Below are 25,142 nucleotides of genomic sequence, written 5' to 3'. Positions count from 1 at the left end.
TGACTATTTCGTTCTCGTCATTGAACTCTCAACTTTATAACGTACACTCAAAGCAGATAACAACCTAGAAGTCATAAGAAGGAACAGCTATGAGCGAGGCTTACATCATTGATGCCATTCGCACACCACGCGGAAAAGGAAAAAAAGATGGTTCACTGTATGAAGTGAAACCAATTACATTATTAACCACATTGCTCAATGAATTGAAAGATCGTCATCAGCTTGATACTTCAAAAGTAGACGATATCGTACTGGGTTGTGTAACACCAATTGCCGATCAAGGCGGTGATATTGCTAAAACTGCTGCAATTGCGGCAGGCTGGGACAATGATGTTGCTGGTGTGCAAATCAACCGTTTCTGTGCTTCAGGTCTTGAAGCTGTCAATATGGCTGCACAAAAAGTACGTTCAGGCTGGGAAGATATTGTTGTTGCTGGCGGCGTAGAGTCTATGTCACGTATTCCAATGGGTTCTGATGGTGGGCCTTGGGCGCTGGATCCTGAAACAAATTTAAAATCACATTTTGTTCCTCAAGGGATTGGCGCGGACTTAATTGCTACGCTCGACGGTTATAGTCGTACAGATGTGGATGAGTTTGCTGCCAACTCACAACGTAAAGCTGCTGCTGCACAGGCAGCGGGACGCTTTGATCAGTCCGTGGTTGCAGTGAAAGATAAAGCTGGTGTTACGATTCTTGAAAAAGATGAATTCATTAAACCAAGTACAACTGCTGAAGGCTTGGCAAAACTTAATCCAAGTTTTGAAATGATGGGTGGAATGGGCTTTGATGCGATTGCATTACAACAATATCCAGAAGCACAAAAAATTAACCATGTGCATCATGCTGGAAACTCATCAGGCATCGTAGATGGCGCTGCTGTAGTGCTGATTGCTTCTGAAAAAGCAGTCAAAGAGCAAGGTTTAAAACCTCGTGCAAAAGTGTTAGCAACAGCATTGGTTGGAACAGATCCAACCATTATGCTCACAGGTCCTGCACCTGCTGCGCGTAAGGCGCTGGCAAAAGCAGGTCTCAGCATAGATGATATTGATCTCTTTGAAGTAAATGAAGCCTTTGCATCTGTAGTGATGCGTTTTATGACTGAACTTAAAGTTCCTGCTGAAAAAGTCAATGTAAATGGGGGCGCGATTGCAATGGGGCATCCGTTGGGCGCAACAGGTGCAATGATTCTTGGTACGCTGCTTGATGAATTAGAACGTCAGGGTAAAAAACGTGGTCTAGCAACATTGTGTGTAGGTGGTGGCATGGGTATTGCGACCATTATTGAGTTGGTATAAGGAGAATAATAATGAGTGCAATTCAATATGAAAAAAATGCGGATGGCATTGTTATTTTAACGATGGATTCTCCAAACCAGTCTGCAAATACCATGAACGCTGATTTTCGTGTGGCTTTAGAAAATGTTGTGTCTAAGCTTAAATCTGAAACAGATTTAAAAGGTGTGATTTATCGCTCTGCGAAAAAAACTTTTTTTGCCGGCGGTGATCTGGATGAGCTGATCGAGGCAACGCCAGAACATGCCACAGAATTTTTTAATATGACCAACAAGCTAAAAGGTGATCTTCGTACGATTGATACCCTAGGTGTTCCTGTGGTTGCGGCGATTAATGGTACAGCGCTAGGTGGTGGTTGGGAAATTGCTTTAAGTTGTCATTATCGTATTGCTTTAAATGATCCTAAAACCAAATTAGGTTTACCAGAAGTAACACTGGGCTTACTTCCAGGTGGTGGCGGTGTGGTGCGTATGGTGCGCCTGCTGGGTTTACAAAATGCATTCCCATTCCTTATGGAAGGTAAGCAATTTGGGGTAGATAAAGCCAAGTCTTTAGGTTTGGTCAATGAGCTTGCGGATAGTGAGCAAGACATGCTGGACAAAGCGATTGCTTGGATCAAAGCCAATCCAAAATCTCAACAGCCTTATGATGTGAAAGGCTATAAAATTCCGGGTGGCGATCCTAAAACACCTGCGGTTGCTCAGATTCTGGCAATTGCACCGGCAATGTTGCGTGATAAAACCAAGGGTTGTTATCCAGCGCCTGAAGCGATCATGGCCGCTGCAGTTGAAGGTGCCCAAGTTGATGTAGATACCGCTTTCCGTATAGAGGGGCGTTACTTCACTTATCTTGCAACAGGGCAAGTTGCCAAGAATATGATTGGAACATTCTGGCATGGTTTGAATGCAATTAAAGCAGGTGTAAGTCGTCCTAAAAACATTGCCAAGTGGCAAGCGACCAAAGTGGGGGTACTTGGTGCAGGCATGATGGGTGCGGGTATTGCATATTCGACAGCAATCAAAGGCATTCAAGTTGTGCTAAAAGATGTCTCTGTGGAAAATGCCGAAAAGGGTAAAGCTTATAGTCAAAAACTATTGGATAAACGTGTTTCGCAAGGTCGTATGAGCGCGGAAAAGCGTGATCAAGTTTTAAGTTTGATTACCGCAACAGCATCTGCAGAAGACTTAAAAGGCTGTGATTTGATTATCGAAGCTGTATTTGAAAATCAAGAATTAAAAGCCAAAGTGACTCAAGAAGCGGAACAATTTCTTGCCAATAATGGTGTCATGGCGTCAAATACATCAACATTACCGATTACGGGCTTAGCCAAAGCCTCTAAAGATGATACGCATTTTATTGGTCTACATTTCTTTAGTCCTGTCGATAAAATGCAATTGGTTGAAATCATCAAAGGTAAAAATACCTCTGCTGAAACCTTAGCAAAAGCCTATGACTATGTGCAACAAATTGGTAAAACACCTATTGTGGTCAATGATAGCCGTGGTTTCTTCACCAGCCGTGTGTTTGGTACATTTGTGCAAGAAGGTCTACGTTTACTACACGAGGGTGTACATCCTGCACGTATTGAGATGGCAGCACTGAAAGCAGGTATGCCAGTGGGCCCATTGGCGATTCAAGATGAAGTGGCATTAACGCTTTCTGAGCATGTAGCCAAAGAAACCCGTAAAGCACTTCAGGCTGAAGGTAAGGATTTACCGCTTTCAGGTGCTGATGATGTTATTGAAACCATGATTCACACCTTTGAACGTAAAGGCAAGGCTGCGGGTGCTGGTTTCTATGAGTATCCTGAAGGTGGCAAAAAGCATCTTTGGGATGGCTTAAGCCACTGGAAGAAAGATGTTGATATTACTGAACAAGAAATGATTGACCGTTTCCTATTTGTTCAGGCTTTAGATACTTTACGTTGCTATGAAGAACATGTCTTGGAATCTGTGATTGATGCCAATATCGGTTCAATTTTTGGTATTGGCTTTGCACCGTGGACGGGTGGTGCGATTCAATTCTTAAATCAGTATGGTTTAGAAAAAGCTTTGCTTCGAGCGAACTCGCTTGAAGCAAAATATGGCGAACGTTTTAAAGCACCGCAAAAGTTAATTGATCAAATTCCACATGGAAAGATTATCTGATTTTTATATATTGCTTTAAAAATTGTAGATGAATGTCTCAAGCATAGATTAGACAATGATTTGCACAGAAAGAGGTCAAGGACCTCTTTCTTTTTTCGAATAGATTTTGCTTTTTATAGCATAAAAGTGTATGAAAAATATGCAAAACCAGTTAATATCTGGCTACAGCTTTAGTACAAAAAATGTCAGTAACACTTATAAAATAAAGAGAGAAAAGCAATGTCACAAAATAAAACCGAAGATCAATATAATGCAATTGATTGGTTTATGAAATGTTTAAAGAACTACGCAAACTTCCAAGGGCGTGCACGTCGTAAAGAATATTGGTTCTTTGTGCTTGTTTATATTGGATTATCTATTGTCGCAGGGATCATTGATGGGGTATTGGGAACTTATTATGTCGTTTCAGGGATTTTAATGCTCGCAATGATCATTCCATCTTTGTCAGTTGCTGTACGTCGTTTGCATGATACGGGAAGAACAGGTTGGTGGTACTTGATTGCTTTTGTTCCTTTTGGCGCTTTTGTTTTAATTTACTGGTTTGCTTCAGATACCAAACCTGAAACAAATCAGTGGGGTGGTCCTGCAAAGTGATTTTTGCAGATTAAAAAAATAGGGCATTTGCCCTATTTTTTATGAATTAAATCAAGGTTATATTTTATCTATCAAACGAATGCACTAAAGGTTAGATCGTAATAAAAGTGGATTGATTTGGTGTGTGATGGTGTTGCTAAATTTGAAAAAATAGCAATAATCGAAGGACCGACTAAAGTCTGATACTTCCCTTATAAAAGGATTGGGAACTCACATGGATTTAATACAAAGCAATGGTCAACCCCGTTATGGGCGTTTTAAAGATGTGCCGAGTAAGATTAATGTTAATCAATATATCTACAAGACCCCGTATGGCAAAGTATTAACAGGTTGGCGTAAACATTTAAAATATAAAAAGTTTAAATTTTGTGGTATCCAGCATGAACACTATTCTATCGGTATCGCAATTGCCGATATTGGTTGGGCAGGACATGGCTTTATTTATGTCTATGACCATTCAACGAATGAAGTTTTAGAATGGAATGCCAATACGATCTTAGGGCGAGGGACAAGCTTAGATGAGCAGCCTTTGTATAGCCAAAGTCACTTTAATAAATCACCTTTTGAATTTGAAATGCAACATGCCAATGGTGTGCGTTATATACGGGCAACTCGAAATGGTGAAGAGCAGTTAAAAGCCCGCATTTTTTGTGCAGGAACGGAACCTTTAAGCTTATGCAGTCCCAATGGTATTAATGGTTGGACTTATACGCAAAAGAAAACTACCTTGGCTGTAGAAGGCTTTTTTATCAATAAAGACAAAGCACGTATAGATTTTAATGAAAAAACATTGGCATCTCTCGATGACACCTGTGGATTTCTAAGACCCGAAACAGCATGGTTTTGGTTATCGTGTAACTTTTGGGATACGCAAGGAAACCGTATAGGCTTAAACCTCGCTTCGGGTGTAAATGAGAGTTTTGGCAATGAAAATTGTCTTTGGGTTAATGGTGTTCTATATGCAGTTGCCGATGTACTGTTTGAAAAGTTAGATGCAAACCTGTGGTCAATTCGCTCTTTAGACCAGAAATTAAATCTGACAGTAGCAACCGGCTGGCGGAGATTTGAAAACTTAAATTTACGTTTGGTGGGGAGTCAGTTTAGCCAATGGCAATCACGCATTAGTGGTACGGTTGAATCTGAAGTGGGTGAGTGTATTCAGTTAGATCAAGCCTACGGCTTGTTGGAACAGCATTACGCGAAATGGTAAGGCTGTTCTTATTTAAAGCTTTTTTAACCTTATAAAGCAGCCTTCCAAAATGCTTCACCTGCTTGAATCGGATCATTGGTTTCGGCCAAAACATCGACCCAAACCTGATATTGTCGAATCACAGGATGTTGGCTCGGATGAAAATCAGGCTTAAACCAATCTAAGTATTGTTCACGCATTGCTGATAATTTACCGTGTTTGCCAAAAAACCATGGAATACCTTTGAGTGCGAATTGAGCACGTTGCAAACGGCTGAATCCATCGTATTTAAGCATGACATTGGCACGGTAAAAGGTAAATCCAAACATTTGTAAAGTGACAAAGGCAAGCGCAAATTTACGTAAGTTTTCAGGAACTTCCCCAACCTCTTTCATGACATCAAAAGCGACATCTCGATGTTCCATTTCTTCGATTGAATGCCAAGCAAATAGAGCACGAACAAAAGGATGGACCTCCGCTAAAGTCTCTTGTTTACTATAAAAAGTTTCTGCCATTAATGCGGTAAGATGTTCTGCTGCGGCAGTCATGGCAATGTTGTACTGTTTGGAACGATGTTTCAGTATATGCTCGAAATGTGCACCCATAAATTTTACAAATTGATCAACAGGCATGCCTTGGTGCAGCATTTCTTCATTCATTTTGTCATGTGCAATACCGTGCTGTGCTTCCTGTCGAATAAAATCCGTGACACGTTGCTGTAAATCTGGATCGGTGATTTTGTCACGCAGTGCCCGAACACTTTGAATGAAATATCTTTCCCCTACAGGAAAGGTCAAACTCAGTGCATCAAACATACGGGTACGAAAAGGGTCATTATCAAACCAAAAGCGTGGAACTTCATTCAATCTAAAATCTAAATTGCTGCGAACCACAGGGTCAACTTGGTGTTTTACATATGCATTCATTGTTTTATTTCTCGCATTATTCAGTTCAATTCTCTATTCAAGATAGAACTGATCGGTTTATATCAAGACAGCTATAGTCCAGCCTGCCAGAATGCTTCACCTGCTTGAATAGGATCATTGGTTTCAGCCATGGTATCGACCCAAACTTGATATTGTCGAATTACAGGGTGTTGGCTCGGATGAAAATCTTTTTTAAACCAGTCTAAATATTCATTTTTCATTGCAGATAAAATCCCTTTTTTACCGAAGAACCAAGGCAATCCTTGCGTTGCCATTTTTAAACGTTCTATACGGCTGAATCCATCATGTTTAAGCATGATATTGGCACGGTAGAGGGTGAAGTTGAACATCATTATGGTGGTAAAGGCTAAAGCAAATCGGCGTAAGTTGTCGGGGACCTCACCGACTTGTTGCATTACATCAAAGGCCACATCTCGATGTTCCATTTCTTCAATAGAATGCCATGCCAGTAAGGCTCGGACATAAGGGTGCGCTTCAGATAAGGTTGCTTTATGGCGATAAAATGTTTCTGCCATCAAAGCGGTGAGATGTTCAGCGGCTGCTGTCATCGCAATATTGTATTGAGGTGAGCGTTGGCTCAATTCAAATTTAAAAATCTTACTTAAAAGTTGGATAAATTGATCAACAGGCATGCCTTGATCTTTCATGACCTGATTCATTTTGTCATGCGCAATACCGTGTTGTGCTTCTTGACGAATAAAATCAGCAACGCGTTGTTGTAAATCTGGATCGGTGATTTTGTCACGGAAGAGCCGAACACTTTCTATGAAATAGCGCTCACCATCCGGGAAGGTCAGACTGAGTGCATCAAATAATCGCGTGCGGAATGGATCTCCACCAAACCAGAAGCGCGGTACTTCTTCAAGTTTAAAGTTGAGCTTGGTTCGAACCACTGGGTCGACCTGATAGGTAACTAATGCATTCATTTTATTTTACTTGCATCACTGTTGATGATTTCAGTATGTCGGGATTTTGCAAGTTTGTTTTGACAGATATTGCCATTTTTTATACATTTTACGACAAAATGAAAATTTTCAATGTCAATTTTCTAAGTTAAAGGATTAAAAAGAGTGCAAGACGATGCAGGAATTACAGATTCCAAATGGTTATTTTCATCTCTGGCAGATGTATCTGTCTGAACGAGGGACTGATCTTACGACGCTTGATTTCTTACAAGCAGATGAAAAAAAACATTTAATTGGAATTTTGTCACAGCCGATTGATACACAATCTTCCTATTTCTTCTTTCATCAACTGATTGAAAAAACCAAACAAGCGCTAGATTGCCCTCAGATCGTTTTTGAAATGGCAGAATATGTGCGACCTGAGCATTTTGGTGTTTTGGGCTATATGGCATCACGAAGTACAACCGTGGCAGAAGCTTTACAAAATATTATGCGCTTTAGCCGTTTGGTGATTGATGGTGACGAAGTTATTCCAATGCAAATGCAGCTCAAGGGAGAATATGTACATTTAATTTGGCCCTTTCATCATGAAAAATATATTCTTATTAATGAATTTACCAATGCGTTAATGATGCATCTCGCGCGTAAAATTGTACCGCCAAATCAATTTCCATTGCATGCGGTGCATTTTGCTCATGCACCACAGATGGCAATCTATCATTATCAAAAGTTCTACGGCTGTGAAGTCTCTTTCCATCAACCGCAATATAGTTTTGTCTTAGCCTCAGCAGGTTTAAATTTAAAAATCCAACAGGCAGATCCGTCCTTAATGCAGCTTTTGGTTAAGCAGGCAGAGGAAGCTATTGCGTCTAAACCTCGCTATGAAACCATTGCTCAGCGTTTACATTTAATTGTGGCAGAATATTTAAAGTTAAAACAACACGCCCCAAAAATCGAAGAACTTACTCAAGAACTTCATATATCCACACGGACTTTACAACGACAGTTAAGTGACTTACAGACATCGTTTAAAAAAATTGTAGAGATTGAACGGATGAAGCGTTGTGAGTTTTTATTGGAAAGCCACATGCCGTTCAGTGAAATAGCGATGCAGTTAGGTTATTCAGATCAGTCAGCTTTAACCAGAGCATATAAGGCCTTTAGTGGGCAGACCCTGCTCGAGAAAAAACAACAGTTGAAGTCATCGTGAAAAACAGTGCAAAGAAAGTATGCTTAAAAAAACCAAGCACTTATATAGCGTTGCTACTGTCTAAGTGCTTGGTACGATTTTGATTTTTTAATTTATGTGCAAAACACAGGTTGATCTGATTGTTGAATTGGTTTTTTAAAACCATGATTCAGCATGATTTCAAGTTATCTTTAATTTAGGAAATCTAAATACGATTGCCAAGACTGCAAATATCGCCAATACCCAACAATAATAAATCGAACCAATCAGCTCAACAGGGGACAGTTTGGCAATTGAGCATGCAAGTAATAGTTGTGCACCGTATGGAATCAAGCCCTGAACCACACAAGAGAAAATATCCATAAATGCGGCTGCACGTTTGGGATCAACAGCATATTCTTTGGCAACTTCTCGTGCCATGTCTCCAGATAAGATGATGGCAACCGTATTATTTGCGACAAACACATTCGAGAAAACCACAAGGAAGCTAATTCCAATTTCTCCCGCACGTTGCTGACCGATTTTAAATCGGCGAGTTAAGGCATAAATACGTTGAATTAACCATTCTAAACCGCCTTCTTTTTGCATAATGGCAGATAAACCACCTAAGAACATAGAAAGTAAGGCAACCTCAAACATACCCACAAAGCCATCATAAATAGCGGTATTGTATTTAAGTAGGGTAAATTCAGGATTTTCAATGATGCCAAGACAACCCGAAAGTACTATTCCGATGGTCAGTACTGCAAGTACATGTAAACGTGTAAATGCTAAAAAGAACACGATTACATAAGGCAAAATAAGCCATAAGTTATAGTTTTTATATTCAATGGTTTGTGCATGATGACTGGTCAAAATATAAATCAATATAGTGATAATCGCAGCAGGCAGTGCAATCCAGATATTCACCCGAAATTTATCACGCAGTTCTACATTTAGACTTCGAGTCGCTGCAATTGTGGTGTCTGAAATCATGGATAAATTATCACCAAACATTGCCCCGCTGACCACAGCACCGATTGCATAAATGGGTTGAATATCCGTTGCTTGAGAAAAACCAAAAGCAATCGGCGCACATGCAGCAATGGTTCCCATCGATGTTCCCATTGCTGTGGCAATAAAGGCGGAAATGATGAAAAGCATTGGCAGGACAAATTCGGAGGGAATAATCGATAAACCAAATTGAACAGTGGAGTCCACACTACCGATTGCACTGGTTACGCTGGCAAAGGCACCTGCAAGCATAAAGACCATAAACATCAAAATTAAATTGGGATGGCTTGCACCATGCAAAAATGTTTCTATAGCGGCATTGATTTTCCCTCTATACAGCAGGATGGCTAAAATAATTGCAGGAAGAGCAGCAATAGGGGCTTTCACTTGATAAAAAGCAAACTCAGTACCAATGATCGTGTGATAAATACCACTGCCTAAAAAAATGGCTAAAAAAACAATAAGCGGCAAGAGCGCAAGCACGCTGGCTTGCACTTTAGCCTGAGAATGTGTGGTCATAAGAGGAGATAAAAAATCAGAATCCTGACTAGTATAAACAGCTTTTGCAATTTCTGAAAAATAATTAAGTGATGTGGGTGATAGGGTGTTTGGCTGTAGGGTGATGATTTAACTTTATTTTTTACTCATAATGATATTTTTTTACAAGCTTGAAAATAGGTAGCTTTGATCATTGTCCTCAACTTGAAAATAGCGCTAAATGTATCCATGGGTTGTTTTATTATTTGTGATATAAAACAAGATACGCGAGAGCGACTATGTGACTCTATCCTTTGAGTAAAAAATAGCGTTACAATGCAGTGTCTTGTATTTATACATTTGGATGATTAAACCGTAAATAAATCCATTTTGAATTTATTTACTGGTGTTTAATGATCTAAAAACTCCTCAAGTTTGAACAATTCAAGGAATGTACAATCCTATGTCACGTTTAGCCACTCGTTTTGCACAGCTTAAATCTCAACAGCGTAAGGCTTTGGTTTCTTATGTTATGGCGGGTGATCCTCAACCACATGTAACCGTACCATTGTTACATCAAATGGTTGCAGCAGGCGTAGACGTAGTTGAACTTGGATTGCCATTTTCCGATCCTATGGCAGATGGTCCAGTGATTGCACTTGCAGCAGAGCGCGCTTTAGCTGCGGGTACCAATACCTTTGATGCCTTGAATATGGTTAAAGAATTTCGCCAAAAAGATACAACAACGCCAGTTGTTTTAATGGGGTATTTAAACCCTGTTGAAGTGATTGGTTATGAAAAGTTTGTGGCTTATGCGAATGACTGTGGTGTTGATGGCGTACTTCTTGTGGATTTACCACCTGAAGAAGCACAAGATTTAGATGAAGTATTGCAAAAGTACAATATGGATCAAATCTTCTTGCTTGCACCAACCTCTACCGATGAACGTATTCAGCATGTAGTGAAACAAGCAAGTGGCTTTATTTACTATGTGTCTCTAAAAGGCGTAACGGGTGCAGCAACATTGGATACAACGGAAGTTGCAGCACGTATTGAAAAAATCAAAACCTTTACTGATATTCCAGTTGGGGTAGGTTTTGGGATTAGTGATGCCGCTTCTGCAAAAGCAGTAGGTCAAGTTGCTGATGCAGTGATTGTCGGAAGTGCTTTTGTCAAACCATTTGCAAATCTTGCACCAGAACAAGCTGTTGAAGCAGCAGTGAATAAAGTCAAGGAGCTTCGAGCCGCGCTCGATGAGTTAGTATGAATCAAGAAGTGAAATCAGGGAAAATCCTCAGCGCAACAACGCCGTGGACAGATCGTACAGTTCCAGGCATTCATATGCCTGACCAACAACAAACACTCAAAGCGACGTTTACAGAACCAACCATTGAGTGCCCTGAATGTCATGCACTCGTGACTCGTACTGCAATGTCTTTCAATGCTTATGTTTGTCCATCATGTGATGAACATTTGAAAATGAAAGCACGTGATCGTTTAAATTGGTTTTTTGATAATGTGACCACTGAACTTGGTCAAGAATTTGCAGCAAAAGATCCTTTACATTTTGTCGACAGCAAGCCTTATCCAGAGCGTATTAAAGAAGCGCAGGAAAAAACAGGTGAAACTGAAGCCCTTGTGGTGATGCAAGGCCAAGTTAAAAATATTGCAATGGTTGCATGTGCATTTGAATTTGACTTTATGGCTGGGTCAATGGGTACTGTGGTCGGTGACCGTTTTGTACAAGCTGCTGAAAAAGCGATTAAAGATAAGCAACCACTGATTTGTTTTGCTGCTTCAGGTGGTGCTCGTATGCAAGAAGGCATGTTGTCTTTGATGCAAATGGCGCGTACTTCTGCGGCGATTCAAAAAATCAAAGATGCGCATCTTCCGTATATCGTGGTATTAACCCATCCAGTGTACGGTGGTGTAACAGCATCATTGGCGATGTTGGGTGATGTACATATTGCTGAACCTAAAGCGATGATTGGTTTTGCGGGTAAACGTGTGATTGAACAAACAGTACGTGAGAAGCTGGAAGAACCGTTCCAACGTGCGGAATTTTTGCTTGATCATGGTGTAATCGATCAAATTGTTCATCGTCACGCATTACGTGATACTGTATATCGTATTGTAGCGAAACTGATGAATTTGCCTTGAACAACCAAACAGCACCTTTAAATACTGATGATTTACAAACATGGCTCGATTATTGGAGCCATGTTCACGTTACAGGGATTGATTTAGGCTTAGAGCGCGTGATTCCTGTGGCAGAACAACTCGGGGTAATTAACCCTAAAGCCAAAGTGATTACCGTTGCTGGAACAAATGGCAAAGGTTCAACCACAACAACACTCGCTGCGATTCTGAATGCGCAAGGGCTGAATGTTGGTTTATATCAGTCTCCACATATTTATCGTTTTAATGAACGGGTTAAACTGGCTGGACAAGAAGTTGATGATCAAACTTTGATTGATGCTTTTGTTGCGGTTGATCAAGCCCGCCGTATTTGTGATTTATCTTTATCTTTTTTTGAAGCCACGACTTTGGCTGCATTTGTTATTTTTAAACAAAAACAATGTGATGTTTGGGTACTTGAAGTTGGTCTTGGTGGTCGTTTGGATGTGGTCAATGTGATTGATCCAGATGTGGCTGTGATTACCAATATTGGTTTAGACCATACTGATTGGCTGGGCGATACGATTGAAAAAATTGCTTATGAAAAAGCCGGTATTATTCGAGCAAATATTCCTGTCATTTTTGCCGGCGCACAAGATATACCACAAGCGATACAACATAAAGTACAAGAAACCAATGCTACGCTATATGCGTTAAACCATGATTATTTTTATGATAACTCAGAAGATGGCCAATCTTGGAATTTTGCAAGCTCAGGAACGACTTTAAAACTTCCTTTGGGACACTTGGCACTGGAAAATATTTCTGCGGCTGTCGCTGCAATTTTGGTGAGCGGTTTAACGGTTTCACAACAGGCGATTTCGCAAGGTATTCAGAACGCACAATTGTCAGGGCGCTTTGAAATTAGAAAAATACACGATAAAACAGTAATTTTTGATGCGGGACACAATCCGCATGGTGTAGAATTTTTGTTAAAGCAATTGCGAAAATTCCTAGAATACAATAAACAGTACACAGAAGTTGTCTCTGTTTTTTCAATGTTGTCCGACAAAGATGTAGATTCTGTGGTCAAGTTGTTGAAAAATACTGTATTAAAGTGGAAAATTGCACCGTTAACTGTGCCTCGTGCGGCATCATTGGAACAATTACAAACTGCTTTACAGCATGAGACAGTTGAACAGTTTGATTGTGTACAAGCAGCATTTCAATCAGCGCTTGCAGAAACCAATAATAATCAGCTGATTTTGGTGTGTGGTTCATTCCATACCTTAGAAGCGGTCTGGGAGTATTTAGACGAATGTCAATGAATAACAAACAACGCTGGATGGGTGGTGTTGTTTTATTAAGTGGTGGTGTTCTATTGGCGGCATTGCTTCTAAAAGGTAAAGAAGAAATCCACCAAAGCCAAGTAGAGACACAGCCGACAAGCCAAGCTCAGCAAAATAAAGCGACACCTGCTGGTGAGCCTGTACAATTACAGCCGTTGACAGTTGATGTTGCGACTGAAAAACGTCTGTTAGAAGAGCAGAAGCGTGCCCGTGAAAAAGCGGTTGCTGAACAAGAAGCAAAAGCAGCAGATTTTTTACGGACGCAACAACAGGCTGAAGCAGATGCTGCACGTAAAGCAGCTGAAGAGTATGCCGCTGCAAATGCAAGACGTGGTGCAGCTGCTGCGGCAGCACAGGAAGGGGCTGATATTCCTCCTGAGCTGGTACAGGATGAAAAAGCCAAAGCGCAACAGAAAGCAGCAGAGCAGAAAAAACTTGAACAGCAAAATGCTCAATTAAAGCAAAAAGCCGATGCTGAAAAAAAGTTAGCTGAGCAGAAGCGTCAAGCTACCGCAGAAGCAGATAAAAAAGCCGCTGAAGAAAAGAAACGTAAATTAGAAGAACAACAAAAAGCAGATGAAAAACGTAAGCTAGATGCTGAAAAGAAAGCTGCTGCTGAGAAAAAGCAAGCGGAAGACAAGAAAGCAGAAGCGGATAAAAAACACAAAGCACAAGAAGAAGCAAAGAAAAAAGCGGAAGCTGAAAAAGCACGTGATTTGCTTGAAAATGGTGATAAGCAATGGATGGTACAAGTTGCGCTTGCCGCCAATGAAGCCAATGCAGATGCTGTCGCTGCTAAACTACGTGCCAAGGGCTACAAAGTGACCAAGAGTCCAACCTCAAAAGGTATTCGTATTATGGTTGGACCATCGAAAGATCGAGAGACTGCGGATTCAGCACGTAAGAAGATCAATTCTGATGCGAGTCTAGGCATGAAGTCGGCTTGGGTAATCGAGTGGGTACCTCTAGACCGACGTTAAACGCTATGAGTTAGGTATTTGTGGTTAAAGATGGATTCGCGAGCTGCTCACGGATCCATTTTATATTTTCAGGGGTAAAAAGTTTTTCAATATTGCCCCAGATTGGATGAAAGCCATAACCGCCATGCTTCATTTCATTTAAAGCATCATTCACAGACCAGTTCTCAAAAATAATTCGGTACATTGCAACACTTGCCCCAGTACGATCAGAACCATGATAGCAATGGATTAAAACCTTCTGGTTGTGGGCTTTTGCGATTTGAATTGTTTTCATGACATTGAGTAGATCATGACGATCAATTGCCCAAGTATTGATCGGGATATGAACCAATTGAAAGTTTTGTTTTGAAAGTACTGTTTTATCTTTATTGCGACTTCTTAAATTAATCACGACATCAATTTGATTGTTTTTTAACTCAGGAATAAGTTCAGCACTGGGTTGTTCACTACGAAAAACGGTGTCACTGATCCGATAAAAATTATACTGTGGAGCGACGATAGTTCCCCATTGTTTTGGGCGCTCATGATCTGGAAGTGCAGCAGTTGTCATACAGGCTGAAAGCTGTACGCTGAGTGCGAAGATAGTGGTATAACGTAATAATTGAGATTTAAGCATGTTTTAAATATCGGTCTAGTTCAACAGGATCATGGGCACAGATAATTTCAATTTTTGCTTCATTCTGTGCAAGCTGTTGCAGTTGTGATAATGTTTTTAAGCGCAATGTATTATCTTCCGCTAGGAGATATTCAATTTTGTCGAGCGCGCGTAATTTATTCTTGGGGTTGAGTTCTAGGTGATTAAAATAAGCATCGCCACAGAACAATAACCATCTATCTTGTTGTTTGATCGCTATACCGCAATGACCTACAGTATGACCGACTAAAGGAATCAATAAAATTTCATCATTGAAAATATTAAAACCTTGAACTTTTTGGAAGTTAAACCATGCTTCGCCGTTTTTAGGTTCAAGAAAATTCCAGTAACGATGATTTTTAAATTGTTGTGGTCGATAACGCAATTTATTCATGACTGAAAGTTTCTGTGCTGCATTAAACTCGCTGGATAAGATGTGAACCGTGGCATTGGGAAAGTCTGAAATACCACCTGCATGATCTAAGTCTAAATGACTGACCAAAATATGTTGAACATCGGATGGTTTAAAACCCAATTGTTGAATTTGAGAAATGGCTGTGAGATTGAAATCAGCTTGTATGCCACTGATTTTAGTAAAAGCTTTACCTAAACGGGTTTGCGGATGTAGGTAGTCTTGCATCCCAAAACCAGTATCGACCAATACAAGACCTTTGTCTGTTTCAATCAATAGGCAATGACACACCATTTTACCATACAAACCTTTTTGTCCGTATAGTGGTGCGCATATCGGACACATGGTTCCACAATGTAAATGATGTACTTTATAAATCATAATTAAGCATTTGTTTTTAGGATTGTGCTTTGTTTATAAACTGAATTGAGAAAAATACCAATCTAAAAATGATAGAGTTATGGTAATTCAATTATTCTTGTTGAAATTAGAGGGAGCAGTTAAAGTTTTAAAATAGGATATTTAGAAACTTTAACTTTATCAAGTTAAAACAAAGTATTGATTAACTCGGTGTAATTTGAGCTGATACTTTTGGATCTAATCTAAGGAAAAGTGAATAAGCGCTTATTCAAAAGCGCTTACATCGCCTACACCACGACGGATAATTTCAGGGTTCGCTCCTGATAAATCAACGATACTGGTGGTGGTTAAGGTACCTAAACCACTGTCAATAAACACATCAATACGTTTTTCCAATAATTGTTCAATATCGTAGGGATCATCCATTGGTGCATCTTGACCAGGTAACATCAAAGTACTGGTCAGTAACGGTTCTCCCAACTCTTTTAATAGCATCTGACAGACGGGATTACTTGGAACACGTAAGCCGATGGTTTTTTTCTTAGGATGCATCAAGCGTCGCGGAACTTCACTGGTTGCGGGTAAAATATATGTGGTTACGGCTGGGGTATTGGCTTTAAGGAGACGATACATTGCATTGTCTACTTTGGCATAGGTTGCAATATCAGATAAATCTGCACAGATAATCGCGTATTGATGCTTTGCCCCTAGACCACGGATCTGAGCAATACGCTCCATTGCGCTTTTATTTCCAATCTGACAGCCGATTGCATAAGCCGCATCAGTTGGGTAAACCACAACATCACCTGCTCGAATTCTTTCGACTGCTTGGCTGATTAAACGTGGTTGAGGATTGTCAGGATGTACTCTTAAATGCAGCATATTTATTCTCCTGATTTATTGTTAATTCAATTATTACTTGGGAAAGTAAATCGTTGCAATCAATGTTTTAAAAAAATTACGGGTTTAATCAAGATCGTTACGATTAAATTCAGTGCTTTGTAATGTTTTGCCACCTCGAGTACATAGACAAATACACTGAATGAAGTGTTTTGCATCGCGTGGAAGTTTGGCTTTACCCGAAAAAAAATCCTGAACTTGTGCATAAACATTGTCTTTAAATGTCGAGCCATCACCACCTTCACCAGTCAGATTATCCAGCGAAACTCGAAATTTTCGTCCAAATGCTTTGGAAAATAACCATTCAATGGCTTGAGGCTTGATTTCAACCTGCTCAAATAAGGCTTGTTGTTCAGCTGTACGACCATCGGGTGCATACCAATAACCAAGATCAGGCAATAAACGGCGCTGTTCTCCGGCAATGCTCCAATGACTAATTTCGTGCAGAGCGCTGTTGAAAAAACCATGTGCAAACTGAATACGGGCAGGGCTGTGTTCGCTAGCAGGGAAATACTCTGGTTCAAAATCACCACGAACAAGCGTCACATTTAGGTGGGAAAACCAGTGATTAAAGTGTAAGATAAGCCAATCAACGTGTTGCACTTCTGTTTGTAAGTTAGCCCATGATAAGCGTTGCACATCGGCGGCTTGCAATGTGTTTTCAGAAGTTGAATGCGTATTGAATTGTAATGAAGTAGTGACTTCAGGTTGCGGCTGCAACTGATGCATGGCTTGTATTACTCAAGAGATCTGTCTAAATAAGTACAAAATTGTATCTTAATCTTTGACAGAGTACCTATGAATTTGTAGAATTGCCGCCTTAATTATGTCAGCAAATACCTTTCCGGCACAGATAGAGCCGTTTAAATGGGCTGAACAAGGCTTTACATGGTCAGGTACCCTGCCATTGTCTCGCTTTGTTCGTATTTCCCGTGAAGCTGTTGGATCAATTGATGATCAATTGATCAATATAGACTGTAAGCTATCAATGGATGCGTATCATCGTATTGTTTGGCTAGATGGTCATGTAGATACTAAAGTTCCAATGGAGTGTCAGCGTTGTCTGGATTCTGTTGAAATTACACTAGTTTCTGACTTCCATTTGGCTTTAATAGATGATGAGTCACTGATAGAGCGCTTGGATGAGGATGCTGATTTCATCGTGCTAGGTGAAAGTGAAGCAACAATTAAAGGGGATTATTTAACCAATACTCCTTCGACTGTTGATTTACTTGCACTTTTAGAAGATGAATTGTTATTGTTGATGCCTCTGTCTCCTAAGCATGACGCTTGTGAACATAAGCATCAACCAGCCGTTCAGGACACTGTTGAAGAAAAACGGGATAATCCGTTTGAAGTTTTGGCAGGTTTGAAGGGTAAACTTAACTAAATTTTGTGTTATACTGTTAAGTTAAGACAACCGAATTTGTTCTGATCCATTTTTTCGATTTGTAAGGAGCCATCATGGCCGTTCAGCAAAACCGTAAAAGTCGCTCTCGCCGTGACATGCGCCGTTCACATGACGCTTTAACCGAGAATGCATTAACTGTAGACCAAACTACTGGTGAAACTCACCGTCGTCACCACGTGACTAAAGATGGTTTCTACCGTGGTCGTCAATTATTCGCTAAAGCAGCTGATGCTGAATAATTGGTGAACTATTAAGCGCAAGCTTAGTAAAAAAATGGGAGCGAAAGCTCCCTTTTTTTGTTTTTAATGACTGGGTTTTTTGTTGTATTTCGCAATTAAATAAATTTTTTTTTAATGTAAAATTGCGCCATCGGAAACGATCAAGATTAAATAAGGGACTTTTTATATGTCTGCCAAACGACTCGAACAAGCAGCTCAAGCAACAAAAACTGCATTTTTGTTTCCAGGTCAAGGTTCACAAAAAGTGGGTATGCTTGCTGAACTTGCAGAACAGTTTAGTGGTGTACAAGAAACCTTTACTGAAGCATCAGATGCCATCGGTTTTGATTTATGGCACATTGCACAAAGCGGTGAAGGTTTAGATCAAACTGAAAATACCCAACCTGTTTTATTGACAGCAAGTATTGCTTTATGGCGTGTATGGTTAGATCTTGGTGGTGTTGTGCCAAAATACCTCGCAGGTCATTCATTAGGCGAATACAGTGCTTTAGTTGCTGCAGAGTCGATGACTTTGGCAGATGCAGTCAAGTTGGTAAATTTACGCGGTAAATTAATGCAAAGTGCTGTGCCTCAGGGGCAAGGTGCGATGGCGGCTATTCTCGGTCTAGATGACGCTAAAGTACTTGAACTGTGCGAGCAAGCCAATATGCAAGGCCGTGGTTCTGTTGAAGCTGCAAACTATAATGCACAAGGCCAAGTTGTTATCGCAGGAGACAAAACTTTAGTCGAAGCTGTCATGACCGTTGCCAAAGAAAACGGCGGTAAAGCAATTGCATTACCTGTATCTGTACCATCACATTGTTCTCTAATGAAACCTGCTGCCGAACAGTTTGCAGAAGCTTTGGAACAAACTGCCATTGAGCTACCAAGCATTCCTGTAATACAAAATGTCAATGCTGGAATCGCGACAGATACAAGCCAATTACGCTTAGCGTTAACAGCGCAATTGTATCAGTCAGTACAGTGGACTAAAACCATGCAATTCATCCAAGACCAAGGTATTCAGTATGTTGCTGAATGTGGTCCAGGTAATGTATTGGCGAATTTAGCAAAACGTTTACCAAATATCGAAAAAGCATTTCCACTCGATACACAAAGTCGTATGGAAGATGCACTGAATGCTATCTTAGTGGCTGAAGGGAAAATTGCATGACACAAGAACGCAAAGTCGCATTAGTGACAGGCGCGAGCCGAGGGATTGGTGCTGCCATCGCTCAGCAATTGATTCAAGACGGTTATTTTGTTGTAGGTACGGCAACATCAGCAGCGGGCGCAGAAAAACTTTCAACAGTTTTTGCTGAAAATGGTGCTGGTGCATTACTTGATGTACGTGATGGTGCTGCAATTGATGCATTGGTATCTGACATTGAACAAAAATATGGTTCAGTGATGATACTTGTGAACAATGCTGGGATTACCAAAGACAATCTACTGTTACGTATGTCTGAAGATGATTGGGACGATATTCTCAATATTCATCTTAAAGCTGTATTCCGCTTATCTAAACGTGTATTGAAAGGCATGACCAAAGCGCGCTTTGGACGCATTATCAATATCAGTTCTGTTGTTGCGCATTTTGCTAACCCAGGACAAGCCAACTATTCTGCTGCAAAAGCAGGGATTGAAGCTTTCAGTCGCAGTCTTGCAAAAGAAATGGGAAGCCGTCAGATTACAGTCAACTGTATTGCGCCTGGTTTTATCGCAACAGAAATGACTGAGCAGTTAAGTGAAGATATTCGCAAAAAAATGAGTGATCAAGTTGCGTTAAACCGATTTGGTCAACCAGAAGATATTGCAAATGCAGTAAGTTTTTTGGCTTCTGACAAAGCCAGTTACATTACAGGCACAGTATTACACGTAAATGGTGGTTTATACATGGCGTAATGCGATGTATAAACTTTGAAAAAAGTAAATATTCAATTAAACTATCAGGCAATTAAAAGCCGCCACAAGCAATGAGGAGAATTCCTGTGAGCGATATCGAACAACGCATTAAACAAGCTGTTGCAGAACAATTAGGTATCAAAGCTGAAGAAATCAAAAACGAAGCATCTTTCATGGATGATTTGGGTGCTGATTCTCTAGACCTAGTAGAACTTGTTATGTCTTTCGAAAATGACTTCGACATCACTATTCCAGATGAAGATTCTAACGAAATCACAACTGTTCAATCAGCTATCGACTATGTAACTAAAAAACTTGGTTAATGTGTTGATTGTATAGCACGTTGTTGTTATACGTAAAAAGACCACCTTTAGGTGGTTTTTTTATGCCTGAATTTAGCTGTGTTGAGTGCATGCATGTTTGGCGATCCTTAACCTAAAAAAGCAATTAAATAAGTTTAAAATCAAAAGCATTGGTTACATACCGTTACCTTTTTATCACCAATGACAACGCACACCCTGACGCTTTTTCGCTATAAAAATAGAGTTCTTAAATTTGTATAACAGTTCACAGTAATACATTCTCAGTAAAACAATTTTCAATAATGATATGGAGTACGACAAATGGGTCTTTTTGATTTTATTAAAGGAATTGGCAAGAAAAATACTGCACCAGCTGAGCCACAAGCGGCACCAGCAACGCCAGCAGAACCATCTGCACAAGAAATTGCCAATAAGTTGTTGGGGCACATTAAAGCGTTAGGCTTGCCAGTAACAGGGCTTTCTGTAAGTTATAATAGTACTTCTGATTTGGCCACGATTCACGGTCAGGTACAAACTCAGGCAGATAAAGAGAAAATCATTCTTGCTGTGGGGAATATTGACCATGTGGCGCAAGTTGATGATCAAATGACAGTGGCAACACCTGAGCCTGAAAGTAAGTTCTATACAGTTAAATCAGGCGATAATTTGTCTAAAATTTCAAAAGAATTTTATGGTGATGCCAACCAATATAATAAAATTTTTGAAGCAAACCGCCCATTGTTAAAAAATGCGGATGATATTTTCCCAGGACAAGTTTTACGTATTCCTGCATAACATTTGTTCGCTGATCTTTGATCATAAAAGGCACTTCGGTGCCTTTTCTATTTTTAAATGATTTTGCTTTTATTTTACTATTTGACGTGTTTTGAAGGGTAAAAGTGTTTCGTTGCAATCGGTGGATCTTAAAAAAGACCACATCAAGTTTGGATGTGATCTTTTGAAGTTAGTTAGCTCTAATCTAAAAAATTCAATATTGCATATTATTTATTAGGTTGTGGGGTAAGACGAAGATAAGGCTTAACCGCCGTATAACCTTTTGGGAAGCGTTCTTTAAGCTCCGCTTCATCTTTAATCGACGGGACGATAACAACATCTTCACCATCTTGCCAGTTTGCAGGTGTGGCAACTTTATAATTGTCAGTCAGTTGCAATGAATCAATCACACGGAGAATTTCTTTAAAATTACGTCCAGTTGATGCAGGGTAGGTAATGATTAAGCGAACTTTCTTATTAGGATCAATAATAACTAAAGAACGCACGGTGAGAGTTTCACTGGCATTTGGATGAATGAAATCATACAGCGTCGACACCTTGCGATCTTTGTCTGCAATGATTGGAAAGTTTACAGTGGTATTTTGTGTTTCATTGATGTCGTTGATCCAACCTTTATGTGATTCAACATCATCGACTGAAAGGGCAATGGCTTTTACCCCACGTTGTTCAAACTCATCTTTTAATTTTGCGGTATAGCCTAACTCAGTGGTACATACTGGCGTATAATCGGCAGGGTGTGAGAATAAAACACCCCAACTGTCGCCCAAGTAATCATAAAACTTAATTGGACCTTCACTAGATTCCTGAGTGAAATCTGGTGCAATGTCACCTAATCGTAAAGTCATTTTGAAACCTCAATATCTAAAAATGTTGTTTGTTATTTGGCTCGTCCAAACTACTATTACCCAGTTTTTTTATAATTAAAAATAGTGTTTTTGTATTTCTTTATGAAGAAAATAGATATTAACAAAAGAAGCATATGAAAAAAAACATAGAATTGATCTCTACCTCACTGCAAATATCGGTTAAATTTGCTACATTAATGCGCCTTAGCTGATACGTGCTAGAACTAATCGTCAGATTTTTTTGATTGGATTTGTGCAAAACCCTTGTACTTCAAATTTCTACCACCATAATATCGTCTGAGAAAAATTTATTTCACAAAGATTTAGAGAGTTTATATGTTGGCAAGTCTGATCGGAGGAATCTTCGGTACTAAAAACGAGCGCGAACTAAAACGTATGCGTAAAATTGTCGATAAGATCAATGCGCTCGAGCCGACGACATCTGCACTCAGCGATGCAGACTTATCTGCAAAAACTGAAGAATTCAAACAAAGATATAAGAAAGGTGAAAGCCTAGATAAATTAATGCCAGAAGCGTTTGCGGTGTGTCGTGAAGCAGCAAAACGTGTCATGGGTATGCGTCATTATGATGTGCAGCTCATTGGTGGTATTACTTTGCATGAAGGAAAAATTGCAGAAATGCGTACAGGTGAAGGTAAAACCCTGATGGGTACTTTGGCTGTATATTTAAATGCAATTAGTGAACAAGGTGTTCATGTCATCACGGTCAACGATTACTTGGCACAACGTGATGCTGAATTAAACCGTCCGCTTTATGAGTTCTTGGGTTTAAGCGTTGGTGTAATCTATTCGATGCAATCACCGATAGAGAAAGCTGAGGCATATCGTTCAGATATTACTTACGGTACCAATAATGAATTTGGTTTCGATTATCTGCGCGATAACATGGTTTTCTCTATGGCAGAGAAAAAGCAACGTGGTTTGATTTATGCGATTATCGATGAGGTCGATTCGATCTTGATCGATGAAGCACGTACACCGTTGATTATTTCGGGTCAAAGTGATGACTCATCACAGCTTTATGTTGCAATCAATAGTATTCCACCAAAATTGCATGCTCAAAAAGAAGAAAAAGTCGCAGATGGCGGTCATTTCTGGATTGATGAAAAGCAACGCCAAGTTGAAATGACTGAAGTCGGTTATGAAACTGTTGAAGATGAACTGATTAAAATGGGCTTGTTGGCTGAAGGCGAAAGCTTATATTCACCATCAAATCTAAACTTGGTTCATCACGTGTCTGCTGCAATTCGTGCACATTTCCTTTATCAACGCAATGTTCACTACATCGTACATGATGGTGAAGTAATCATTGTCGATGAGAATACTGGTCGTACCATGCCAGGTCGTCGTTGGTCTGAAGGTTTGCACCAAGCTGTTGAAGCCAAAGAAGCGTTAGACGTTCAACCTGAAAACCAAACTTTAGCAACAACCACATTCCAGAACTATTTCCGTTTATACAAAAAGCTTTCAGGTATGACAGGTACTGCTGATACTGAAGCTGCGGAAATGAAAGAAATTTATGGTTTGGATGTGGTGCTTATTCCAACCCATCGTCCGATGATTCGTAATGATCAAAACGATTTAATTTATTTAAACCGTAATGGTAAATACAATGCAATTATTGAAGAAATTCAGAAAATTCATGAAGCAGGTGTTGCACCTATCTTGATTGGTACTGCAACCATTGAGGCTTCAGAAATTTTATCTGATAAGTTACGAGATGCGGGTATTACCCACGAAGTCTTGAACGCTAAACAACATGAGCGTGAAGCAGACATTATTGCCCAAGCGGGTTCACCGCGTGCAGTGACCATTGCAACCAATATGGCAGGTCGTGGTACCGATATTTTGCTTGGTGGTAACTGGAAAGCAAAACTTGCCAAAATTGAAAACCATACTGCGGAAGATGAAGCTCGTCTTAAAGCGGAATGGGAACAAAACAATGAAATGGTGTTGAGTTCAGGTGGTTTACACATCATCGGTTCTGAACGTCATGAATCACGTCGTATTGATAACCAGTTGCGTGGTCGTTCTGGTCGTCAAGGTGACCCAGGTGTTTCACGTTTCTTCTTGTCATTAGAAGATGATTTGATGCGCATTTTCGCAGGTGATCGCGTTGTTGCAATGATGCGTGCGATGGGACTACAAGAGAATGAAGCCATTGAACATAAAATGGTGTCGCGTTCTATTGAAAATGCACAGCGCAAAGTTGAAGCACGTAACTTTGACATTCGTAAAAACTTGTTGAAATACGATGATGTAAATAACGAACAACGTAAAATTATTTACTCTCAACGTGATGAAATTTTAGAAGAAAGCTCACTTCAAGATTATATTGAAGAAATGCATCGTGAAGTCGTAAAAGGCTTAATCGAAACCTATATTCCACCTGAATCAATCCATGATCAATGGGATATTCAAGGGCTTGAAAACGCGTTGAATGAAGATTTAGGCATTAATCTTCCTGTAAATCAATGGTTGGAAGAAGATCGTCGTCTTGATGAAGAAGCCTTGGTTGAACGTATTTCTGATGAGATTGTCACGCGTTACCGTAATCGTCGTGAACAAATGGGCGATGATACTGCTGCGACACTTGAACGTCACTTCATGCTGGGTTCTTTAGATCGCCATTGGAAAGACCATTTGGCTGCGATGGATTATTTGCGTCAAGGGATTCACTTACGTGGTTATGCACAAAAGAATCCTGAACAAGAATATAAGAAGGAAGCCTTCAATTTATTCGTCAATATGCTGGGTGTGATTAAGTCTGACGTGGTTACTGATATTTCTCGTGTGCATATCCCAACACCTGAAGAGCTTGCTGAAATGGAAGCTCAACAACAGGCTCAAGCTGAATCTATGCGTCTTAACTTTGCACATGATGAAGTGGATGGCCTAAGCGGTACAGTCAGTAATGAGATTGTTGATGCACAATTCACGGATAGTGATGAGATTGCAGCACCAGAAAGCCGTAATGCACCTTGTCCTTGTGGTTCAGGTTTGAAATACAAACAATGTCACGGCAAAATCTAATCGAGTGAATAGACCCTGAAAGTGTTACAAAAAAGCAGAACAATTGTTCTGCTTTTTTTACAAGTTATTACCATGCGTTAATTTTTATTGCAGGAAATGTGATTAAGTGGTATTAAGTTGCTCAAT

The 25,142-nt window shown here is 40.0% G+C and carries 24 protein-coding genes; 16 read left to right on the top strand and 8 right to left on the bottom strand.

The features are described from left to right. The first annotated feature begins 89 nt into the window (after nt 1–89). The 4 genes from AS4_RS18190 (at nt 90) to AS4_RS18175 (ending at nt 5,243) form a co-directional block, all read left to right on the top strand. Complete coding sequence (locus AS4_RS18190; protein ID WP_004817769.1) at nt 90–1,295, top strand: acetyl-CoA C-acetyltransferase; 1,206 nt, start codon at nt 90–92, stop codon at nt 1,293–1,295. Nucleotides 1,296–1,306: 11 nt separating this feature from the next. After that, nucleotides 1,307–3,439: a 3-hydroxyacyl-CoA dehydrogenase NAD-binding domain-containing protein gene (locus AS4_RS18185; RefSeq protein ID WP_096735092.1), complete on the top strand. Its 2,133-nt coding sequence runs from the start codon at nt 1,307–1,309 to the stop codon at nt 3,437–3,439. Nucleotides 3,440–3,658: 219 nt separating this feature from the next. Beyond that, complete coding sequence (locus tag AS4_RS18180) at nt 3,659–4,033, top strand: DUF805 domain-containing protein (protein WP_096735091.1); 375 nt, start codon at nt 3,659–3,661, stop codon at nt 4,031–4,033. Between the two features lie 214 nt (nt 4,034–4,247). Next, the gene (locus AS4_RS18175) at nt 4,248–5,243 is read left to right on the top strand and encodes a DUF2804 domain-containing protein (RefSeq protein WP_096735090.1); all 996 of its coding nucleotides are present in this window, start codon (nt 4,248–4,250) and stop codon (nt 5,241–5,243) included. 29 nt (nt 5,244–5,272) lie between these two features. Here AS4_RS18175 and AS4_RS18170 read toward each other — a convergent pair whose 3' ends face one another. Both AS4_RS18170 and AS4_RS18165 read right to left on the bottom strand, forming a co-directional pair. Next, on the bottom strand, nt 5,273–6,148 hold the full coding sequence (locus AS4_RS18170) for a metal-dependent hydrolase (protein WP_056514002.1): 876 nt from the start codon (nt 6,146–6,148) through the stop codon (nt 5,273–5,275). 71 nt (nt 6,149–6,219) lie between these two features. Next, nucleotides 6,220–7,095, bottom strand: a complete 876-nt coding sequence (locus tag AS4_RS18165) for a metal-dependent hydrolase (protein ID WP_004723993.1) — start codon at nt 7,093–7,095, stop codon at nt 6,220–6,222. Between the two features lie 154 nt (nt 7,096–7,249). On the opposite strand from AS4_RS18165, the gene AS4_RS18160 reads away from it, so the two are divergent. Continuing rightward, on the top strand, nt 7,250–8,284 hold the full coding sequence (locus AS4_RS18160) for an AraC family transcriptional regulator (protein ID WP_096735089.1): 1,035 nt from the start codon (nt 7,250–7,252) through the stop codon (nt 8,282–8,284). Between the two features lie 159 nt (nt 8,285–8,443). Here the strand turns inward: AS4_RS18160 and AS4_RS18155 are convergent, their stop codons facing one another. Beyond that, a complete protein-coding gene (locus AS4_RS18155; protein ID WP_096735088.1) occupies nt 8,444–9,775 on the bottom strand; it encodes a Na+/H+ antiporter NhaC family protein in 1,332 nt (443 codons plus the stop codon). 421 nt (nt 9,776–10,196) lie between these two features. On the opposite strand from AS4_RS18155, the gene trpA reads away from it, so the two are divergent. Genes trpA through AS4_RS18135 form a run of 4 tightly spaced genes read left to right on the top strand, consistent with a single transcriptional unit; the run spans nt 10,197 to nt 14,180 of the window. Beyond that, the gene (trpA, locus tag AS4_RS18150; RefSeq protein WP_004723986.1) at nt 10,197–11,000 is read left to right on the top strand and encodes a tryptophan synthase subunit alpha; all 804 of its coding nucleotides are present in this window, start codon (nt 10,197–10,199) and stop codon (nt 10,998–11,000) included. Next, nucleotides 10,997–11,893: an acetyl-CoA carboxylase, carboxyltransferase subunit beta gene (accD, locus tag AS4_RS18145; protein WP_004723984.1), complete on the top strand. Its 897-nt coding sequence runs from the start codon at nt 10,997–10,999 to the stop codon at nt 11,891–11,893. Before trpA ends, accD begins: the two co-directional genes overlap by 4 nt. Beyond that, entirely contained in the window at nt 11,890–13,179 is a 1,290-nt protein-coding gene (gene folC / locus AS4_RS18140) for a bifunctional tetrahydrofolate synthase/dihydrofolate synthase (RefSeq protein WP_096735087.1), read from the top strand. The genes accD and folC overlap by 4 nt, the downstream gene beginning before the upstream one ends. Continuing rightward, nucleotides 13,170–14,180, top strand: coding sequence for an SPOR domain-containing protein (locus tag AS4_RS18135; protein WP_096735086.1), 1,011 nt, complete (start codon nt 13,170–13,172; stop codon nt 14,178–14,180). Before folC ends, AS4_RS18135 begins: the two co-directional genes overlap by 10 nt. Before the next feature lie 10 nt (nt 14,181–14,190). Here the strand turns inward: AS4_RS18135 and AS4_RS18130 are convergent, their stop codons facing one another. The 4 genes from AS4_RS18130 to AS4_RS18115 all read right to left on the bottom strand — a co-directional run bounded on the left by AS4_RS18130 (nt 14,191) and on the right by AS4_RS18115 (nt 17,215). After that, nucleotides 14,191–14,796 (bottom strand): dual specificity protein phosphatase family protein, encoded by a 606-nt coding sequence (locus AS4_RS18130; RefSeq protein WP_096735085.1) that lies wholly within the window; start codon nt 14,794–14,796, stop codon nt 14,191–14,193. Continuing rightward, nucleotides 14,789–15,607, bottom strand: coding sequence for an MBL fold metallo-hydrolase (locus AS4_RS18125; RefSeq protein ID WP_096735084.1), 819 nt, complete (start codon nt 15,605–15,607; stop codon nt 14,789–14,791). Before AS4_RS18125 ends, AS4_RS18130 begins: the two co-directional genes overlap by 8 nt. A 243-nt stretch (nt 15,608–15,850) precedes the next feature. Beyond that, nucleotides 15,851–16,468, bottom strand: a complete 618-nt coding sequence (locus tag AS4_RS18120) for an L-threonylcarbamoyladenylate synthase (RefSeq protein ID WP_096735083.1) — start codon at nt 16,466–16,468, stop codon at nt 15,851–15,853. Nucleotides 16,469–16,552: 84 nt separating this feature from the next. After that, complete coding sequence (locus tag AS4_RS18115; protein ID WP_096735082.1) at nt 16,553–17,215, bottom strand: elongation factor P hydroxylase; 663 nt, start codon at nt 17,213–17,215, stop codon at nt 16,553–16,555. Nucleotides 17,216–17,312: 97 nt separating this feature from the next. Between AS4_RS18115 and AS4_RS18110 the strand changes: the two genes are divergently transcribed. From AS4_RS18110 to lysM, 6 genes are all read left to right on the top strand, one after another. Next, on the top strand, nt 17,313–17,876 hold the full coding sequence (locus AS4_RS18110) for a YceD family protein (protein WP_004723966.1): 564 nt from the start codon (nt 17,313–17,315) through the stop codon (nt 17,874–17,876). A 74-nt stretch (nt 17,877–17,950) separates the two neighbouring features. Beyond that, nucleotides 17,951–18,136, top strand: coding sequence for a 50S ribosomal protein L32 (gene rpmF / locus AS4_RS18105; protein ID WP_004723964.1), 186 nt, complete (start codon nt 17,951–17,953; stop codon nt 18,134–18,136). 166 nt (nt 18,137–18,302) lie between these two features. Then, complete coding sequence (gene fabD, locus AS4_RS18100; RefSeq protein ID WP_096735081.1) at nt 18,303–19,289, top strand: ACP S-malonyltransferase; 987 nt, start codon at nt 18,303–18,305, stop codon at nt 19,287–19,289. Then, nucleotides 19,286–20,020, top strand: a complete 735-nt coding sequence (fabG, locus tag AS4_RS18095; RefSeq protein WP_004723960.1) for a 3-oxoacyl-ACP reductase FabG — start codon at nt 19,286–19,288, stop codon at nt 20,018–20,020. The genes fabD and fabG overlap by 4 nt, the downstream gene beginning before the upstream one ends. 86 nt (nt 20,021–20,106) lie before the next feature. Then, nucleotides 20,107–20,343, top strand: coding sequence for an acyl carrier protein (acpP, locus tag AS4_RS18090; RefSeq protein WP_004723957.1), 237 nt, complete (start codon nt 20,107–20,109; stop codon nt 20,341–20,343). Nucleotides 20,344–20,643: 300 nt separating this feature from the next. Next, nucleotides 20,644–21,117, top strand: coding sequence for a peptidoglycan-binding protein LysM (gene lysM, locus AS4_RS18085; RefSeq protein WP_056514030.1), 474 nt, complete (start codon nt 20,644–20,646; stop codon nt 21,115–21,117). A 206-nt stretch (nt 21,118–21,323) separates the two neighbouring features. Here the strand turns inward: lysM and AS4_RS18080 are convergent, their stop codons facing one another. Then, nucleotides 21,324–21,962 carry a peroxiredoxin gene (locus AS4_RS18080; RefSeq protein WP_096735080.1) on the bottom strand — a complete coding sequence of 213 codons (639 nt, stop codon included), beginning with the start codon at nt 21,960–21,962 and terminating at the stop codon, nt 21,324–21,326. 336 nt (nt 21,963–22,298) lie between these two features. On the opposite strand from AS4_RS18080, the gene secA reads away from it, so the two are divergent. Next, complete coding sequence (gene secA, locus AS4_RS18075) at nt 22,299–25,016, top strand: preprotein translocase subunit SecA (protein WP_004817738.1); 2,718 nt, start codon at nt 22,299–22,301, stop codon at nt 25,014–25,016. Nucleotides 25,017–25,142: the final 126 nt, after the last annotated feature.

It is taken from the genome of Acinetobacter guillouiae, from assembly GCF_002370525.2.
Taxonomy (GTDB): domain Bacteria; phylum Pseudomonadota; class Gammaproteobacteria; order Pseudomonadales; family Moraxellaceae; genus Acinetobacter; species Acinetobacter guillouiae.
This window is presented reverse-complemented; position numbering and strand designations above follow the sequence as displayed.

Excerpts from the sequence above, each read along its gene's own strand:
- accD (WP_004723984.1), top strand. The coding sequence starts at position 10,997 with ATGAATCAAGAAGTGAAATCAGGGAAAATCCTCAGCGCAACAACGCCG.
- AS4_RS18130 (WP_096735085.1), bottom strand. The coding sequence starts at position 14,796 with ATGCTTAAATCTCAATTATTACGTTATACCACTATCTTCGCACTCAGC.
- fabD (WP_096735081.1), top strand. The coding sequence starts at position 18,303 with ATGTCTGCCAAACGACTCGAACAAGCAGCTCAAGCAACAAAAACTGCA.
- AS4_RS18110 (WP_004723966.1), top strand. The coding sequence starts at position 17,313 with ATGTCAGCAAATACCTTTCCGGCACAGATAGAGCCGTTTAAATGGGCT.
- fabG (WP_004723960.1), top strand. The coding sequence starts at position 19,286 with ATGACACAAGAACGCAAAGTCGCATTAGTGACAGGCGCGAGCCGAGGG.
- rpmF (WP_004723964.1), top strand. The coding sequence starts at position 17,951 with ATGGCCGTTCAGCAAAACCGTAAAAGTCGCTCTCGCCGTGACATGCGC.
- AS4_RS18125 (WP_096735084.1), bottom strand. The coding sequence starts at position 15,607 with ATGATTTATAAAGTACATCATTTACATTGTGGAACCATGTGTCCGATA.
- secA (WP_004817738.1), top strand. The coding sequence starts at position 22,299 with ATGTTGGCAAGTCTGATCGGAGGAATCTTCGGTACTAAAAACGAGCGC.
- AS4_RS18170 (WP_056514002.1), bottom strand. The coding sequence starts at position 6,148 with ATGAATGCATATGTAAAACACCAAGTTGACCCTGTGGTTCGCAGCAAT.
- trpA (WP_004723986.1), top strand. The coding sequence starts at position 10,197 with ATGTCACGTTTAGCCACTCGTTTTGCACAGCTTAAATCTCAACAGCGT.
- AS4_RS18175 (WP_096735090.1), top strand. The coding sequence starts at position 4,248 with ATGGATTTAATACAAAGCAATGGTCAACCCCGTTATGGGCGTTTTAAA.
- AS4_RS18180 (WP_096735091.1), top strand. The coding sequence starts at position 3,659 with ATGTCACAAAATAAAACCGAAGATCAATATAATGCAATTGATTGGTTT.
- AS4_RS18165 (WP_004723993.1), bottom strand. The coding sequence starts at position 7,095 with ATGAATGCATTAGTTACCTATCAGGTCGACCCAGTGGTTCGAACCAAG.
- AS4_RS18080 (WP_096735080.1), bottom strand. The coding sequence starts at position 21,962 with ATGACTTTACGATTAGGTGACATTGCACCAGATTTCACTCAGGAATCT.
- AS4_RS18190 (WP_004817769.1), top strand. The coding sequence starts at position 90 with ATGAGCGAGGCTTACATCATTGATGCCATTCGCACACCACGCGGAAAA.
- AS4_RS18120 (WP_096735083.1), bottom strand. The coding sequence starts at position 16,468 with ATGCTGCATTTAAGAGTACATCCTGACAATCCTCAACCACGTTTAATC.
- AS4_RS18155 (WP_096735088.1), bottom strand. The coding sequence starts at position 9,775 with ATGACCACACATTCTCAGGCTAAAGTGCAAGCCAGCGTGCTTGCGCTC.
- AS4_RS18160 (WP_096735089.1), top strand. The coding sequence starts at position 7,250 with ATGCAGGAATTACAGATTCCAAATGGTTATTTTCATCTCTGGCAGATG.
- lysM (WP_056514030.1), top strand. The coding sequence starts at position 20,644 with ATGGGTCTTTTTGATTTTATTAAAGGAATTGGCAAGAAAAATACTGCA.
- AS4_RS18185 (WP_096735092.1), top strand. The coding sequence starts at position 1,307 with ATGAGTGCAATTCAATATGAAAAAAATGCGGATGGCATTGTTATTTTA.
- AS4_RS18115 (WP_096735082.1), bottom strand. The coding sequence starts at position 17,215 with ATGCATCAGTTGCAGCCGCAACCTGAAGTCACTACTTCATTACAATTC.
- AS4_RS18135 (WP_096735086.1), top strand. The coding sequence starts at position 13,170 with ATGTCAATGAATAACAAACAACGCTGGATGGGTGGTGTTGTTTTATTA.